15 protein-coding genes are annotated in these 15,332 nt (G+C 64.6%); 13 read left to right on the top strand and 2 right to left on the bottom strand.

Annotated features, from left to right (window positions below; translation table 11 throughout):
• Positions 1-32 precede the first annotated feature (32 nt).
• The 10 genes from DGA31_RS06250 to DGA31_RS06205 all read left to right on the top strand — a co-directional run bounded on the left by DGA31_RS06250 (position 33) and on the right by DGA31_RS06205 (position 11,047).
• Positions 33-767 (top strand): amino acid ABC transporter permease, encoded by a 735-nt coding sequence (locus DGA31_RS06250; protein WP_109511953.1) that lies wholly within the window; start codon positions 33-35, stop codon positions 765-767.
• Complete coding sequence (locus tag DGA31_RS06245; RefSeq protein ID WP_056838384.1) at positions 757-1,437, top strand: amino acid ABC transporter permease; 681 nt, start codon at positions 757-759, stop codon at positions 1,435-1,437. Before DGA31_RS06250 ends, DGA31_RS06245 begins: the two co-directional genes overlap by 11 nt.
• Complete coding sequence (locus tag DGA31_RS06240) at positions 1,427-2,245, top strand: amino acid ABC transporter ATP-binding protein (protein WP_109511952.1); 819 nt, start codon at positions 1,427-1,429, stop codon at positions 2,243-2,245. Before DGA31_RS06245 ends, DGA31_RS06240 begins: the two co-directional genes overlap by 11 nt.
• Positions 2,246-2,280: 35 nt before the next feature.
• Positions 2,281-2,871 (top strand): cysteine dioxygenase family protein, encoded by a 591-nt coding sequence (locus DGA31_RS06235; RefSeq protein ID WP_109511951.1) that lies wholly within the window; start codon positions 2,281-2,283, stop codon positions 2,869-2,871.
• Positions 2,872-2,910: 39 nt separating this feature from the next.
• Positions 2,911-5,610 carry a cystathionine beta-lyase gene (metC, locus tag DGA31_RS06230; RefSeq protein WP_109511950.1) on the top strand — a complete coding sequence of 900 codons (2,700 nt, stop codon included), beginning with the start codon at positions 2,911-2,913 and terminating at the stop codon, positions 5,608-5,610.
• A 307-nt stretch (positions 5,611-5,917) separates the two neighbouring features.
• On the top strand, positions 5,918-6,988 hold the full coding sequence (locus DGA31_RS06225) for an LLM class flavin-dependent oxidoreductase (RefSeq protein WP_109511949.1): 1,071 nt from the start codon (positions 5,918-5,920) through the stop codon (positions 6,986-6,988).
• 94 nt (positions 6,989-7,082) lie between these two features.
• Complete coding sequence (locus DGA31_RS06220) at positions 7,083-8,063, top strand: ABC transporter substrate-binding protein (RefSeq protein WP_056838393.1); 981 nt, start codon at positions 7,083-7,085, stop codon at positions 8,061-8,063.
• Complete coding sequence (locus tag DGA31_RS06215) at positions 8,060-8,527, top strand: tripartite tricarboxylate transporter TctB family protein (protein ID WP_109511948.1); 468 nt, start codon at positions 8,060-8,062, stop codon at positions 8,525-8,527. The genes DGA31_RS06220 and DGA31_RS06215 overlap by 4 nt, the downstream gene beginning before the upstream one ends.
• Positions 8,528-8,537: 10 nt before the next feature.
• On the top strand, positions 8,538-10,040 hold the full coding sequence (locus tag DGA31_RS06210) for a tripartite tricarboxylate transporter permease (RefSeq protein ID WP_056838397.1): 1,503 nt from the start codon (positions 8,538-8,540) through the stop codon (positions 10,038-10,040).
• A 32-nt stretch (positions 10,041-10,072) separates the two neighbouring features.
• Complete coding sequence (locus DGA31_RS06205) at positions 10,073-11,047, top strand: Bug family tripartite tricarboxylate transporter substrate binding protein (RefSeq protein WP_109511947.1); 975 nt, start codon at positions 10,073-10,075, stop codon at positions 11,045-11,047.
• Between the two features lie 287 nt (positions 11,048-11,334).
• Here DGA31_RS06205 and DGA31_RS06200 read toward each other — a convergent pair whose 3' ends face one another.
• On the bottom strand, positions 11,335-11,604 hold the full coding sequence (locus tag DGA31_RS06200) for a hypothetical protein (protein WP_109511946.1): 270 nt from the start codon (positions 11,602-11,604) through the stop codon (positions 11,335-11,337).
• Positions 11,597-12,103, bottom strand: coding sequence for an isochorismatase family protein (locus DGA31_RS06195; RefSeq protein WP_109511945.1), 507 nt, complete (start codon positions 12,101-12,103; stop codon positions 11,597-11,599). The genes DGA31_RS06200 and DGA31_RS06195 overlap by 8 nt, the downstream gene beginning before the upstream one ends.
• Positions 12,104-12,340: 237 nt before the next feature.
• Between DGA31_RS06195 and DGA31_RS06190 the strand changes: the two genes are divergently transcribed.
• The 3 genes from DGA31_RS06190 to DGA31_RS06180 all read left to right on the top strand — a co-directional run bounded on the left by DGA31_RS06190 (position 12,341) and on the right by DGA31_RS06180 (position 15,284).
• Positions 12,341-13,000 carry a substrate-binding periplasmic protein gene (locus tag DGA31_RS06190; RefSeq protein ID WP_241509534.1) on the top strand — a complete coding sequence of 220 codons (660 nt, stop codon included), beginning with the start codon at positions 12,341-12,343 and terminating at the stop codon, positions 12,998-13,000.
• A gap of 262 nt (positions 13,001-13,262) precedes the next feature.
• Positions 13,263-14,006 (top strand): substrate-binding periplasmic protein, encoded by a 744-nt coding sequence (locus tag DGA31_RS06185; RefSeq protein ID WP_109511943.1) that lies wholly within the window; start codon positions 13,263-13,265, stop codon positions 14,004-14,006.
• Between the two features lie 237 nt (positions 14,007-14,243).
• Positions 14,244-15,284: a GGDEF domain-containing protein gene (locus DGA31_RS06180; protein ID WP_109511942.1), complete on the top strand. Its 1,041-nt coding sequence runs from the start codon at positions 14,244-14,246 to the stop codon at positions 15,282-15,284.
• The last annotated feature ends 48 nt before the right edge of the window (positions 15,285-15,332 follow it).

The raw sequence follows: 15,332 nt of genomic DNA, 5'->3' as shown, positions 1-15,332 counted from the left end.
GCGACGCGACGTGCCGGCCGCGCGGTGCGCTCATGAACGCCTGGCTGCAAGGGTTCATCCACTGGACCGCACCGCTGGGCCTGGACTATGGCTTCCTGCTCGATGGCTATTCACGTAGCAGCCTGCTCGGCGGCGCACTGACCACCGTGCTGCTGTGCGGGCTGTCGATCATCGGCAGCCTGTTGGTCGGCATCGGGCTGGCGGCCGCGCTGACCAGTAGCCGGCGCTGGCTGGTGTTGCCGGCGCGGTTGTTCATCGAGGTCACGCGCAACACCCCCACGCTGGTGCAGCTGTATTGCGCTTTTCTGGTGTTGAACATGCTCCTGACCCAGGCGGTGGGCGCGGCCAACCCGCTGACGCCGTTTGCCTGGGTGGTGATTGTGATTTCCCTGCACAAGGGCGCCTTCCATGCCGAGTCCTTGCGCGCCGGCATCGAGGCGGTGCCGGCGGTAACTCTGGAGGCCGCCCGTTCGCTGGCCTTCAACCAGCGCCAGTTGCTGTGGTACGTGCAGTTGCCTCTGGCGCTGCGTTTCGCCTTGCCGGCGCTGGTCAACAACCTCATCGACCTGGTGAAGATGACCGCCGTCGGCTCGGCCATTGCCGTCAATGACATCACCTACGCCTCGATCATGATCTGGACCCAGAGCGACAACGTCATCGAGTTGATGATTCTGATCCTGAGCTTTTTCGGGCTGTTGAGTTACCTCGTCAATTTGGCCGGCCGTGCCCTGGAAGCCCGCCTGAGGATGCCCGGTTATGGCCACTGAAGTCTTTTACGCGCTCTGGCAGTGGACGCCGGCACTGGGCATGGGCCTGGTGCAGAACATCCTGATCAGCGTCACGGCCATTGCCCTGGGCACGCTGCTGGGCCTGCTGGTCGGCGCCCTGGCGTTGTCGCCGCTGGCGCCGCTGCGCGGCCTGGCACGCCTGTGGGTGCAGGTGTTTCGCAATGCTCCGTGGCTGGTGCTGATCTACTTCACCACCTACGTCTTTCCCTTCGAGGTGCAGGTGGGCGGGTATTACCTGCCGTTTCCCGACTGGCTCAAGGTCACCGTGGGCCTGGCGTTGCCGGCCAGTGCCAATGTCGCGGAAATCTTTCGCGGTGCGATCGGCTCGATTCCGAGCACGCAGTGGGAGGCGGCCCGTTCGCTGGCCTTCACCCGCGGGCAGATCTTCACCTCGATCATCCTGCCGCAGTGCTTCAAGCGCATGTTGCCGCCGTGGATGAACCTGTATGCAGTGGTGACCATGGGCACGGCGCTGGCCTCGCTGGTGGGCGTGCACGACCTGATCGACACCGCCCAGATTGCCAGCAACACCGTCAACCTGACCGGCTTCACCGTGCTGGTGTACTTCACTGTGCTGGCGCTGTTTTTCTTTTATTGCTACCCGATTTCCCGACTCACCCAACGCCTGGAGCGTCGCTATGCCTTCTGAACCCTTGATCGACCTGCGCGACGTGCACCTGGCGTTCGGCGCCAATCGTGTGCTCAAAGGCATCGACCTGCAGGTGCACAAGGGGCAGGCCGTGTCGATCATCGGCCCGTCGGGCTCGGGCAAGTCGACCATCCTGCGCTGCATCACCGGTTTGCTGCGCCCGCAACGCGGTTCGATCCGCGTCGGTGACACCGAGGTCAGCGACCTGCACACCGAGGCCCAGCTCATCGCGCTGCGCAAGCGGGTGGGGTTCGTGTTCCAGCAGTTCAACCTGTTCCCGCACCTGACGGTGCTCGAAAACCTGGTCATCGCCCCGCGCAAGGTCATGGGCCGCGAGCGTGCCGAAGCCGAGCAGCAGGCCCTGGAGTTGCTGGCCAAGGTGCGCATGGAGCACAAGGCCCATGCCTGGCCGGGCGAGTTGTCCGGCGGCCAGCAGCAGCGCGTGGCCATTGCCCGGGCGCTGGCCATGCGCCCCGAGTTGATCCTGTTCGATGAGGTGACCTCGGCGCTGGACCCGGAAACCGTCGGCGAGGTGCTGACCGTGATCCGCGAGCTGACCGAGGAGGGCATGACTTGCGTGCTGGTGACCCATGAAATGCGCTTTGCCGAAGACATCAGCGACCGGGTGTATTTCACCGAGAACGGCCTGATCGCCGAGCATGGCAGCAGCGAGCAGATTTTCCGCGACCCGCAGAACGAACGCACCCGTCAGTTCTTGCAGCATGCCCTGCACGACAGCGGCCGGCGCCCGGCCAGACCGGCCCCCGATGTTCTGAGCAACCTGAGCCGCTACAGCATTTCCGTTTGACCCTGAACCCTGCCTGGCCACAAGAGAGACCGCCCATGTCCACCGAATCCGTGATCCAGCCTTTTCTGCATGCCGTGCGCGCCATCCATGCGCGCGGCGTCGACCGCGCGGCACTGGCCGAGATCATCCGCCTGGTCGAAGACCTGACCACGCGCCATGACCTGTTCAACTTCGAGCGCTTCCCGGCGCCGAGCGCCGACTCGGGCGAGACCCAGTTCCGCTACCGTCTCAACGACGACGGCGAAAGCCCGACGCTGTACCTCAACTCGCTGCTGCCGGGTAAAAGCACCTTGCCGCACAACCACGAGACCTGGGCGGTGATCGTTGCCGTGCAAGGCCAGGAGCTCAACCGTGTCTATCAGCGCGCCGACGACGGGCGCGACCCGGCCCGTGCACAGCTGGTGCTCGACCGGGAGGTGGTGGTGCAACCTGGCACCCCGATCGGCTTTCTGGGCGAGGACCTGCACGGTATTCGCGTGGACGGCGAGCGGTCGACCCTGCATTTTCATCTTTACGGCCGCCCGCTGGAGTCGCTGGAAAACCGCTACGGCGTGCGCGAGGACGGCACCGTGATCAATTACAACAAATCGCAGATGTCGCCTTCGATCCAGGCGTACGGTCTCTAAACACCCACGGCAACCTTACACAGGAACCGGCACCCCCTCATGAGCCACTCTGTCACCCCTGCGCAACTCAAACGCTGGCTGTTCGACGGTCAGGAAATCGCCCTGTTCGATGTTCGCGAACACGGCCAGTACGGCGAGGCGCACCTGTTTCATGCGGTGAACCTGCCGTATAGCCGCCTGGAACTCGACGCCCCGCGCCTGGCGCCCAACCCCGGCGTGCGCCTGGTGGTTTACGACCAGGAGGGTGGCGCACTGGCGCAACGGGCGTTGCAACGCCTGCAAGCGCAAGGCTACGTCAATGGCCATTGGCTGGCGGGTGGCAGCCAGGGCTGGCAGGCGGCCGGGCATGAGCTGTTCGCCGGGGTGCACCTGCCGTCCAAGGCTTTTGGCGAACGGGTCGAACAGGCTTGCCATACGCCCCGTATCACCGCCCCGGAACTGGCCGCCTGGCAACGCGAGGGGCGGCCACTGGTGGTGCTCGACGGCCGGCCGCTGAGCGAATTTGCCAAGATGAGCATTCCCGGCGCGGTCTGTTGCCCTAACGGTGAACTGGGCCTGCGCCTGGAGGACCTGGTGAGCGACGGGCAGACACCGATTGTGATCAACTGCGCCGGGCGCACCCGCAGCATCATCGGTGCGCAAACCCTGATCAACCTGGGCATCGACAACCCGGTGTATGCGCTGGAAAACGGTACCCAAGGCTGGTTTCTGGCCGACCAGCCGCTGGACCATGGCCGCCAGGTGCATTACCCACCGCGGGACTCGCGCCCGCCGCTGGCTGGACAACTGCAACGCGCGCAGCGCCTGGCCGACCAGGCCGGTGTCCATACCGTCGACGCCGCCCAGGTGCAGGCCTGGGCACAGGACCCTCAGCGCAGCCTGTTCGTGTGCGACGTGCGCACCCCCGAAGAGTTTGCCGCCGGCAGTCTGGCCGGTGCCCGGCACGCGCCGGGTGGCCAGTTGATCCAGGGCACCGACCTGTACATCGGCGTGCGCAAGGCGCGGGTGGTGGTGTTCGACAGCGAGGGCGTGCGAGCGCCGATCGTGGCCAGTTGGCTGCGGCAACTGGGGCATGAAGCCTATGTGCTCAAGGACGGCCTGCACAGTGGCCTGGCCTTGCCGGCACCCACGGCCCTGAGCGTCGACCTGCCTGTGGCCCGGCCCGACCAGGTGCACGGCGCACGGCTGATCGATCTGCGCCCCAGCCAGCAATATCGCCAGCAACATGCACAGGGCGCCGAGTGGTCGATCCGGCCCGTGCTTGCCGAACAGGTACGCGGCGAGCGGCGGCCCTTGGTGCTGCTGGCCGACGACCCGCACGTGGCACAACTGGCCGCCAGCGAACTGCCCCCGGAACAGCGCGAGGGCGTGCGCCTGCTGACTGACTGGCAAGCGCTGGCGCAGGTGAGCGGCGATACCTCGCTGAGCCAGGCGCAGTGCATCGACTTTCTGTTTTTCGTGCACGATCGCCACGATGGCAACAAGGACGCCGCCCGCCAGTACCTGGCCTGGGAAACCGGCCTGATTGCGCAGATGACCGAAGAGGAAATCGCCAGCTTCCAGCCGTTGCCGGCCCGTGAGCCGCTGCGCACCCGGCTGATCCACGCCGGCCGGGGCGCGCAGGTCGAGGGCGGGCGGACCGTCAATCCGGCGGTCGCCCGGCTCAGCACCGTGCTGTTCGACAACCTGGCGCAGATGCGCGACATCCGTTCACGCCGCGATCAGCAGCGGGTGCTCAGCTATGGCGCACGTGGCAACCCCACCGCCTTTGCCCTGGAAGACCTGGTCACCGAACTGGAAGGCGGCTACCGCAGCAAGCTGTTCGCCACCGGCCTGGCGGCGGTCGCGCAGACCTTTCTGGCCTATCTGCGCCCCGGCGACCATGTGTTGCTGACCGATGGCGTCTACAGCCCGGTGCGACGCCTGGCCAGCGAACTGCTGGAGCCCTTCGGCATCGAGGTGCAGTACTACCGTGCCGACGGCCGCGACCTGGCGTCGGCCTTCAAGCCCAGCACGCGCATGGTCTATGCCGAGAGCCCGAGTTCCTTGCTGTATGAAATCCTTGACCTGCCGGCCATCGCCGCGCAGTGCAAGGCCCGCAACGTGCTGCTGGCGGTCGACAACACCTGGGGCGCCGGCTACCTGTATCGGCCGCTGGCACTGGGTGCCGATATTGTCATCAGCGCACTGACCAAATACCTGGCCGGGCACAGCGATGTGGTGATGGGCTGCGTGTGCACCGTCGAGGCGGCATTTGCGCCGTTGTCACGCATGAGCGACACCCTGGGCTGCACAGTCAGCCCCGACGATGCCTGGCTGGTGCTGCGCGGCGCCCGCACCCTGGCCAGCCGCCTGGAGGTGCATGAACGCCAGGCCCTGGACATCGCCCTTTGGCTGCGGCAACGCCCGGAAGTGGCGCGGGTGTTTCACCCGGCCTTGCCGGAGCATCCTGGCCATGACCTGTGGCGGCGCGATTTCAGTGGCAGCAACGGACTGCTGTCGTTCGAACTGGTCGAGCCTGGTGCCGAGCAGATGGCCCGATTCATCGACAGCCTGAAGCTGTTCGGGCTCGGGGCCTCATGGGGCGGTTATGAAAGCCTGGTGACCGTGGCCGAACTGGGCGAGCGTCAGTTCGAGACGTACCCGAGCGATGCGATCATTCGCCTGCACATCGGCCTGGAAGACCTCCACTCACTCAAGGCCGACCTCAACACCGCCTTCGCCAGCCTGGCACAGTAGGAGCGCGCTCTGCCCGCGACCGGCTGCGTTAGCAGTCGTAAATTTTCAGCGTTTCGCAGATTTCGAATACGTTCACAGTCGTAAATTTTCAGCGTTTCGCAGATTTTGCGAGCGCTACGCACTCGGTCGCGGGCAGAGCGCGCTCCTACAAGCCCCTGTGCAGGTTAAAAATGCATTTTTTTTATATTAGGTTATGACTAAATTGCATTTCACAAGGTCACTGCTTCTCGATAGCTTATGCGAAAAGGTTTTTAGCGATTGTTGATTTATAACCGCTAATACAAAGTTCGCTATCAAGGAGACCCCTATGAGCGTCCAATTCATCGGCATGATCGGTCACCGATTGGCCTCGGAAACCCTGGCGCCGGCCGGCCCTGTTTTTGACAAGGCCTTTATTGTCGAGTCGGCCCAGGCCCATGAACAGGCCGGCTTCGACCGGGTGCTGGTCGGCTACTGGTCCGATCAACCCGACGGCTTCCTGGTCACCGCCCTGGCCGGCCAGGCCACCTCGAACATCAAGTTCCTGCTGGCCCACCGGCCGGGCTTTGTCGCGCCGACCCTGGCGGCGCGCAAGCTGGCGACGCTGGACCACTTGCTGGACGGTCGCCTGGCGGTGCATGTCATCAGTGGCGGCAGCGATGCCGAGCAGCGCAAGGACGGCGACAGCCTCGATCACGACCAGCGCTATGCACGCACCGACGAGTTTCTCGACGTGGTGCGCCGGGTCTGGACCGAAACCCAGCCTTTCGACCATCAGGGCACTTTCTACCAGGCACAGAACGCCTTTTCCGCGATCAAGCCGGTGCAGCAGCCGCACCTGCCGGTGTACTTCGGCGGCTCGTCGCCGGCGGCCTTGCAGGTGGCCGGCAAGCACGCCGATGTCTTTGCCCTGTGGGGCGAGTCGCTGGAGCAGACCCGCGAGACCATTGAAAAGGTGCGTGCCGAGGCCGCCCGCCATGGCCGTAAAGTGCAGTTCAGCGTGTCGTTCCGGCCGATCATTGCCGCCACCGAAGACGCCGCCTGGGCCAAGGCCGACCAGATCCTGACCACCGCCCGCCAGCGCCTCGAGCAGGCCGGCCCCGTGATCGCCAACAAACCGCAAAGTGTCGGTGCCCAGCGCCTGCTGGAGACCGTGGCCAAGGGCGACCGCGTCGATGAGCGGCTGTGGACCGGCATTGCCGGGCTGGTCGGCGGCGGTCATAACTCCACCGCACTGGTCGGCACCCCCGAACAGGTGGCCGATGCGTTCCTGGCCTATTACGACCTGGGCGTGACCACCTTCCTGATCCGCGGTTTCGACCCCATCGCAGACGCCCGCGACTATGGCCGCGAACTGCTGCCTCTGACCCGCGCCAGAATCGCCGCCCGCCAGGGCTGACACCCTTTCTTTCCTGAATCGACTCAGGCGTCACGAGACCGCACACGCGGATCGGGCTCCTCATCCTGGCCTTGCCGGCCCCGTGGAGACTATCGTGCGTAAACCCCTGCAACTGGCCCTTGGCCTGCTCGCTGCGGCCTTGAGCTTTTCGGCCTCGGCGCTGACCCTCACCGTCGGTGACCAAAGCTTCAACACACGGGCCGTGATGGAAGCGGCGCAGGTGCTCGACGACCTGCCGTACACCCTGGAATTCAAGCAGTTCACTGCCGGCTCGCCGGTGGCCGAAGCACTCAACGTCGGCAGCCTCGACCTGGGCCTGCTGGGTGATGCACCGCCGTTGTTTCTGGGCGCCCTGGGCGCGCCGATCAAGGTGATCGCCGTCAGCCGGCAGAACCTCGACGGCGTGGCCATCCTGGTGGCCAAGGACTCGCCGATCCAGACCCTGGCCGACCTGCGCGGCAAGCGCGCGGCCATCTGGAAAGGCTCATGGAGCCAGCAACTGTTGTTCACCGCCCTGGACAAGGCCGGTGTGCCGCGTGAGGCGCTGGAGGTGCGCTACCTCAGTGCACTGGACGCCTCGCATGCGCTGGACGGCGGCTCGGTGGATGTCATCGCCACCTGGGAACCCTACGTGACCCAGCAAGAACGCCAGGGTGCCCGCGTACTGGCCACCGCCAAAGACCTGATCCCGGCGCAGAGCTTCGTGGTCGCCAATGAACACGCGATCAAGGACAAGCGCGAGGCCATCGCCGACTTTCTGCAACGCCTGAAAAAGGCCCGCGACTGGGCGCAGCAAGACCCGGCGCACACCGAGCAATACGCCGACAGCTGGGCACAGCGCACCCGCGCCGACCGTGACATCGCCCGCGTCTGGTTTGCCCGCGCCAGAACCGACCTCGGCCCGCTCAACCCGGCGGTCATCGCCGGGGCTCAGCAGACCGTCGACTTCTTCAGTGGCCTGGGGCTGATCAAGTCCTACCCGGCCGCCAGCCTGTTCGATCAATCCTTCAGTGCCGCCTTGCAGGCGCCGATCACTCAGGCCGCCGCGCCCACCGCTGTGCGGGTGCAACCATGAGGCGCTGGCCGGCGCAGGTCAGCGATGCCCGTGACGTATGCGCCGGGTTGTTGTTTCTGGGCTTTGGCGCTGTGGCCCTGAGCCTGGTGGGTGACTACAGCATCGGCTCGGTGATGCGCATGGGCGCCGGTTATTTTCCCTTGCTGATCGGGGCGCTGTTGTGCGCACTGGGCGCCTTCATCCTGCTGCGTGGCCTGGCGTTTTCGGCAGAGCAGGTCGGGCTGGCCGGTTTGTTCAGCCTGCGTCCGGGGCTGTCGGTCATCGGCGCCGTGGTGGCCTTTGCCGTGTTGCTGCCCAGCCTCGGCCTGGCGCTGGCGACCCTGGCCATGACGGTGCTCAGCGGGCTGGCGCGGCGCAGGGCCAACCTCACCGAACTGACCGTGCTGGGCAGTGCGCTGGGCGGCTTCAGTGCGCTGGTGTTCGCCTGGGCCCTGGGCCTGAACCTGCCGGTGCTGCCGGCCTGAGGGGGCGATCATGGAATTGCTCGCGCACCTGAGCCTGGGGCTGGACGCCGCCTTTACCCTGCAGAACCTGCTGTACTGCCTGCTCGGCGTGACCCTCGGTACGCTGGTCGGCGTGTTACCCGGGCTGGGGCCGGTGGCGACCATCGCCATGTTGTTGCCCATTACCTACGGGCTGACGCCATCGGCGGCGCTGATCATGCTCTCGGGCATCTATTACGGTGCGCAATACGGCGGCTCGACCACTGCAATTCTGGTCAATCTGCCGGGTGAGTCGTCCTCGGTGGTCACCTGCATCGACGGCCACGCCATGGCGCGCCAGGGCCGGGCAGGGGCGGCGCTGGCCATCGCCGCCATCGGCTCGTTTGTCGCCGGCAGCCTGGCCATTCTCCTGCTGGCCGCGGCCGCCACGCCGCTGGCGGCCGCAGCCTTGCAGTTCGGCCCGGCCGATTATTTTTCGCTGATGCTGCTGGGGCTGGTGGCGGCGATCGTGCTGGCTCAGGGCGACGTGCTACGCGCCCTGGCGATGACCATTCTCGGCCTGTTGCTGGGCATGGTCGGCACCGATGTGAACTCCGGCGTCGAGCGCTTTACCTTCGGCCTGCCGCAACTGAGCGATGGCATCAGCTTCGTGGTGATCTCGATGGGCCTCTTCGGCATTGCCGAGATCATCGCCAACCTGGAGCGCGACCACACCGGCCAGCAAAGCATCGCCCGGGTCGGACGCCTGTCGCCCAGCCGCGATGACTACCGCCGTTCATGGAAGCCGATCCTGCGTGGCACGGGGCTGGGGGCCTTGCTCGGCATCCTGCCCGGTGGCGGGGCGATGCTCGGCTCGTTTGCCTCGTACATGATCGAAAAGCGCCTGGCCAGGGAGCCGGCGCGCTTCGGCCAGGGCGCCATCGAAGGCGTGGCCGGCCCCGAGTCGGCCAACAACGCCGGTGCCCAGACGTCATTCATTCCGATGCTGGTCATGGGCCTGCCGTCCAATGCGGTGATGGCGCTGATGGCCGGCGCCATGATGATCCACGGCATCGTGCCCGGCCCGCAGGTGATTGAAGAGCGCCCCGAGCTGTTCTGGGGCCTGATTGTCAGCATGTGGATCGGCAACCTGCTGTTGCTGGTGCTCAACCTGCCGCTGATCGGCCTCTGGGTGCGCCTGCTGTCGGTGCCGTACCGCCTGCTGTACCCGGCGATTCTGCTGTTCTGCTGCATCGGTGTGTACAGCGTCAACAACAGCCTGTTCGACGTGCTGCTGACCGTGGGCTTCGGCCTGCTCGGCTACCTGTTCATCAAGCTGCGCTGCGAGCCGGCGCCGCTGCTGCTGGGCTACATCCTGGGGCCGATGATGGAAGAAAACCTGCGCCGCGCCATGTTGCTGTCGCGCGGCGATCCGCTGGTGTTTTTCCAGCGTCCGCTGAGCCTGACCCTGCTGATCGTGACCGCGCTGGTGGTCGCCCTGATGCTGCTGCCGCGCTTTCGCGCCACCCGCCAGGTGGCCTTCAGCGAAGACTGATTTTCTGTCCAACCCTGACTGACGAGCCGTACATGAAAAAGACTCCCCTGATCGCTGTAATTGCCGGCCTCGCCCTGGGCGCTGTCGCCAGCCTGGCCCAGGCCGGCACCTGGCCGGAACGTCCACTGACCCTGATCGTGCCGTTTCCGCCGGGCGGGGCGGCCGACACGGTCGGGCGCTATTACGCCGAACAACTGTCGACCTCACTGGGCCAGCCTGTGGTGGTGGAGAACAAACCCGGTGCTGGCACTGCGATTGCCGCCGAATACGTCGCCCGCGCCAAGCCCGATGGCTACACCTTGTCGCTGGCCACCGCCGGGCAACTGACCATCCTGCCGAACCTGCAAGGCGACCTGCGCTTCGATGCGCAGAAGGACTTCACGCCGGTGGCGGTGCTGGCCTCGGTGCCCAACGTCGTGGCGGTCAATGCCAGCAGCAAGATCCAGACCCTGCAAGAACTGATCGCCGAGGCCAAGGCCCGTCCCGGCGCGCTGACCTATTCGTCCTGCGGCAATGGCACGCTGTGCCACCTGTCGGGTGAGCTGCTGAAAAACCTGGCCGGGGTCGACTTGCTGCACGTGCCCTACAAGGGCAGCGCGCCGGCGGTGACCGGCCTGCTGGGTGGGGAAGTGGACGTGGCGGTCGACACCGTCACCGTGCTGGCGCCGCAGATCAAGGCCGGCAAGCTCAAGGGCCTGGTGCTCAGCAGCGCCGACCCGTCACCCTTGCTGCCGGGCGTGCCCGGTGCCCTGCAGGCCGGCCTGCCAGGCTTTGTCGCCTCCGGCTGGTTCGGCATTGTCCTGCCCAGGAATGCCCCACCGGCCGTGGTCGAGCGCCTGAGCCACGACATTCAGGTCATCGCCGCCGCCCCGCAGACCGCCGAACGCTTCGCCCAGAACGGCATCACCCTGGAGAAAAGCACCCCGGCCAAATTCGGCCAGTTGATTGCCGATGACTACCAGCGCTGGGGCGAAGTGATCCGCGCAGCGAAGGTGAAGATCGAGTAGGCGCGCTGTGTCACTGACACAACGCTATCACCCAGCAAACATGGGACCGCTGTAGGAGCGCGCTTGCCCGCGACCGGCTGCGTTAGCAGCCGTAAATTTTCAGCGTTTCGCAGATTTTCGAATACGTTCACAGCCGTAAATTTTCAGCGTTTCGCAGATTTTCGAATACGTTCACAGTCATAAATTTTCAGCGTTTCGCAGATTTTCGAATACGTTCACAGCCGTAAATTTTCAGCGTTTCGCAGATTTTGCGAGCGCTGCGCACTCGGTCGCGGGCAAGCGCGCTCCTACAAGGGGTTATCGTGCAGGTGTTTTGCCGGGGCGGGCGTCGGTAACAGCGCCTCAATGGCCGGCGCCTGCGCGCGTGCATAGGCGATCTCGCCTTCGAACCAGACGTCGTAGTCCATCTCGATCAGCAGCTCGCCCCGGGTCAGCGTGGCCCAGGCGTGATCCAGGCCGCCGCCCTTTTCCAGGGTCCAGCCCTGCTCGGCAAGCCGGTCGCGCAGGGCGACCCAGTCGCTTTGGGCGATATCGAGGATTCTGATCGGGTCATGCATCAGGAGGGCACCGGGTGACAGGATCTTGCAAGCCGGCCATCACTTCGCTGGCGGTGGTCACCTGGCGAAAGTGGTGCTTCCATAATTCGATGCCCATCTTGCCTGAGCGGTCCAGCGACGAGCCCACGGTCAGGTCGGTGATCAGGGTCGGGTTGAGCCCGGCATCGAACAGGGCAAAGCCGGCGGCCAGCACGCAGGTTTCGGTCTGCATGCCGCACACCAGCACCCGCTTCACCCCCAGGCGCTTGAGGTGCGCGATGGCTTCGGGTGTCTGCCCGTAGCCGTGCTTTATGAATACTTCATCGGCTTCGATCAGGTTTTCATCCTCGGCGGCCGGGTGCCAGCCCAGTTGTTGCTGAAACGGCGTGACGCGCTCGTCATGCAACTCGACCGAGGCGATGGTGGGGAGGTTGGCGGACAAAAAGCGGATACGGTCGATCAGCCACTCCGGCGGGCTGAAGGTCGATTGCATATCGACGATAAGCAGCACCTGCTCCATGAACATCTCCAGAAAACGGTCGTTGAACGGGGGGCGAGTATAGCGTCAGCAGGCGCCGGGCCGCATTTGCATCTATGCTGCACGGGTCTTGTGTCTGACTGCCACCTCTACTGAGTCACTTCAATGGGTCTTTCGACCACACCTGTCCGCCGTCCCGGTCTGCGAGCTTTGCACCTGCGTCATGCCGCGCTGCCTGTGGTGTTGCTGTGTTCAGCGTGCCTGTCCGAGGCGGCCCCCATGAACATTTACCTGCCGGATGCACCGCCCCTGACCATGACGGGGCCTGAAGGTCGGCACGGCATCGTCGGCGACGCCACCCTCAAGGCTGCCCAGCGGGCGGGCATCGAGTTGAACCTGATTGTCCTGCCCTGGTCGCGCGGCCAGCGCACGGTGGAGTTCGGCCAGGACCTGCTGATCATGCCGCTGTCGCGCACCCCGGCCCGGGAGGCCAAATACACCTGGATCGCGCCGATCATGACCATGGACCGGGCATTTTTCAGCCTGGACAAGCGGGTCGAGACCTTCGAGCAGGCGCGCCAGGCCTACCGCCGCATTGCCGTCGGCATGGGCAGCGCGCAAGAACAGAAGCTACGCGACGAGGGTTTCAGCGACGAGCAGATCTACTCGCTGAAGATCGGCGACAACCCGGCGCAGATGCTGTTGCTGGGGCGCGTGGATGCGTGGTTCAACGGTGTACCGGAAAGCCGCTATATCTGGCGCGGCGTGTCCGCCAGGCCCTTGCTGATGAGCCCGGTGCTGATGACCACCGAGCTGTACCTGGCCTGTTCGAAAACCTGCAACGAAGCGAGGGTTCAGCGTCTTGCCGAGGCCGTCGAGACCCTGCGCCGCGATGGCACGCTGCAGCGGATCGCGGATCAATACCTCAAGGACTTGTAGACCGGCGCATTACGGCAGGACCGGCCGGGCGGCGATCCGCTTTAGCCGGGAAGGGCCCCGCTCACCGACGCCATGACATTGTGCGAGGCGATGCCTTGGATTTCATGATCGTGCGGACACCTGCACACATCATCCTTATTTGACTGATTGGCCGCCAGGGAACCCCACAAACCGCCCATCGACCCCGCCAGGGGCTATGCTTGTCTGGCTCCTTTGTAAAGGTGCCCCTTTTGTACACCTTGACGTTCGCCAGGCGGAGCACATGAAGCACCTGACCCTTATCGCCATGCTGCTCTGCGTCTTGCAGGGTCCCCAGGCCAGTGCCGAGCCGTACAAGGTCTTCACCGAAGAGTGGGCGCCGTACAACTATCAGGAAAACGATCAGCTCACGGGCATGACCACCGAGATCGTGCAGGCGATCATGGCGCTGACCCATGACGACTTCGAGATGGCCATGGTGCCCAGTATGCGTGCCAGCCATCTGTTGCAGAGCCGCCCCAGGTCCATCATGTATTCCATGTTCCGCACGCCCGCGCGCGAGCCGTTGTACAAGTGGGTCGGGCCGATCGTCGAGGAGTCCATCCATGCCTGGCAACTGGCCAATGTGCCGTCGGTGAACACCTTGGAACAACTGCAGGCGGCAGAGCGGATCACCACCCGTCATGCGGGGCTGATGCCCGACCTGCTGGAGGCGATGGGCTTTGACAACCTTGATCGAAGTGCCACCGAGAACCTGCAGTTGTACCGCATGCTGCTGATCGGGCGCACGCCGGTCATTGTTGGCGACACCGATGCCGGGGTGGCCTATTACAGCCGCCAGCTCAATATCGCTCCTGGCAAGCTGCGCCGGATCCCCGTCGAGCTGTATCGCGCATCGTTATACATCGCGTTCAGCCGCGACTGCGAAGATGAGGTCGTAGCGGCCTGGGCGCAGGCACTGGTGAACTTGCGCGACTCGGGTGAACTGGCGCGGATTCAGCGTCGGTATGAGCTGCCGGCGCCTTAAGCCGGTATAGCCAGAAGCAGCAGGACAAAGGCATCGCTGTTGCGCAGCAGGCCTGGGTGGGCTCTTATCAAACAAAAAATAAGTAATTTACTTTATGTCTGTTTCTGGCAGCCCTACAAGAACCATCCATTAACTGGCATGGGCGTACTCGCCGTGGTAATCAGTGTTCATTGTTTTCAGAGCGGATGGACGGGGCGCACATCACCAGTGTCCAGGCCGTCGTCGAGGTTGTAGAGCATGCATGGCACTGAAGAAAGTCTGGAGCAGAAAACCTTTGCTCAACTGCGTCCGCTGGAAGTTTCAAGTGAAATCCTCGCCGTCGCCATTTGCCTGTTGGTCGTGACCCTGGCCAGCGCGAGCCAGGCCATTTCACCCTGGTTGTACGGCTATTGCGCAGCGGCCGGGGTGGCCTGTTACCTCACCTTCCGGGCACGCACCACCTGGCATTTGTGGCTGACCGGGCTGCTGTTGCTGTGCACCTGCAGCGCCTGCCTGGGCGCGCTGGCCAACGCCATCGGCAATCCGCTGGTGTGGTTTCTGCCCATCGGCCTGGTGTTGAGCCTGCCCAGTTCCGCCATGCATGTGCACCCGGCACATGCCTTGAGTACCGGAATTGCCATCTGGGGTACGTTGTTTTATGTCATCAGCCCTGAGTTTGAGCGGCCCCTGGATCATGCGCTGACACTGATCCTGATCGTGGCCAGCCTGCTGGTGGCCACATTGGTGTGCGCGACGTTTTGCCGGATTCGCAAGGACGTGTTCGACCTGCAACGCCAGTTGCACGGCATGGCCTACACCGACACCCTGACCGGGCTGCCCAATCGCCGCGCCTTCATGGAGCGGCTGACCACGACCCTGGCCGGCAGGGCAGTGCCGGTGCCGCTGTTTTTCCTGATGCTCGACATCGATGATTTCAAGAAGATCAACGACGGGTTTGGCCATGATGTCGGCGACCGGGTGCTGGTAGAGGTGGGCAGGCAACTGCAGGATCATAGCCAGGGCCATAATTTTGCCCGCGTGGGCGGTGAGGAGTTTGCGATCGCCGCCCAGTTGCCGGACGTGGCGGCCGCCCAGGCGCTGGCGCGCAGCCTTGTCGATGCCGTGCACTCAAGCCAGCTGTACGGCTTGACCCTGTCCATCAGCGTGGGGCTGGCGCGTCTCGAGCCCGGCGAGTCGATGGTCAGCCTGATGCGCCGCGCCGACCTTGCCTTGTACGACGCCAAGAGCGAGGGCAAGAACCGTTATGTCATGGCGCAACAGGTGGTGCTCAGCGTTTGAGGCGGGTTTCAGCACATATGAAATGACCGGATCCGAGATTTACGCCTG

Source organism: Pseudomonas ovata (genome assembly GCF_003131185.1).
In the GTDB taxonomy this organism is placed as follows: Bacteria; Pseudomonadota; Gammaproteobacteria; order Pseudomonadales; family Pseudomonadaceae; genus Aquipseudomonas; species Aquipseudomonas ovata.
Note: the sequence above shows the minus strand (reverse complement) of the source record. Positions and strands in the feature narration are given on the sequence as shown.

Excerpts from the sequence above, each read along its gene's own strand:
- DGA31_RS06180 (WP_109511942.1), top strand. The coding sequence starts at position 14,244 with ATGCATGGCACTGAAGAAAGTCTGGAGCAGAAAACCTTTGCTCAACTG.
- DGA31_RS06185 (WP_109511943.1), top strand. The coding sequence starts at position 13,263 with ATGAAGCACCTGACCCTTATCGCCATGCTGCTCTGCGTCTTGCAGGGT.
- DGA31_RS06235 (WP_109511951.1), top strand. The coding sequence starts at position 2,281 with ATGTCCACCGAATCCGTGATCCAGCCTTTTCTGCATGCCGTGCGCGCC.
- DGA31_RS06205 (WP_109511947.1), top strand. The coding sequence starts at position 10,073 with ATGAAAAAGACTCCCCTGATCGCTGTAATTGCCGGCCTCGCCCTGGGC.
- DGA31_RS06190 (WP_241509534.1), top strand. The coding sequence starts at position 12,341 with ATGAACATTTACCTGCCGGATGCACCGCCCCTGACCATGACGGGGCCT.
- DGA31_RS06250 (WP_109511953.1), top strand. The coding sequence starts at position 33 with ATGAACGCCTGGCTGCAAGGGTTCATCCACTGGACCGCACCGCTGGGC.
- DGA31_RS06200 (WP_109511946.1), bottom strand. The coding sequence starts at position 11,604 with ATGCATGACCCGATCAGAATCCTCGATATCGCCCAAAGCGACTGGGTC.
- DGA31_RS06245 (WP_056838384.1), top strand. The coding sequence starts at position 757 with ATGGCCACTGAAGTCTTTTACGCGCTCTGGCAGTGGACGCCGGCACTG.
- DGA31_RS06195 (WP_109511945.1), bottom strand. The coding sequence starts at position 12,103 with ATGGAGCAGGTGCTGCTTATCGTCGATATGCAATCGACCTTCAGCCCG.
- metC (WP_109511950.1), top strand. The coding sequence starts at position 2,911 with ATGAGCCACTCTGTCACCCCTGCGCAACTCAAACGCTGGCTGTTCGAC.
- DGA31_RS06210 (WP_056838397.1), top strand. The coding sequence starts at position 8,538 with ATGGAATTGCTCGCGCACCTGAGCCTGGGGCTGGACGCCGCCTTTACC.
- DGA31_RS06215 (WP_109511948.1), top strand. The coding sequence starts at position 8,060 with ATGAGGCGCTGGCCGGCGCAGGTCAGCGATGCCCGTGACGTATGCGCC.
- DGA31_RS06225 (WP_109511949.1), top strand. The coding sequence starts at position 5,918 with ATGAGCGTCCAATTCATCGGCATGATCGGTCACCGATTGGCCTCGGAA.
- DGA31_RS06240 (WP_109511952.1), top strand. The coding sequence starts at position 1,427 with ATGCCTTCTGAACCCTTGATCGACCTGCGCGACGTGCACCTGGCGTTC.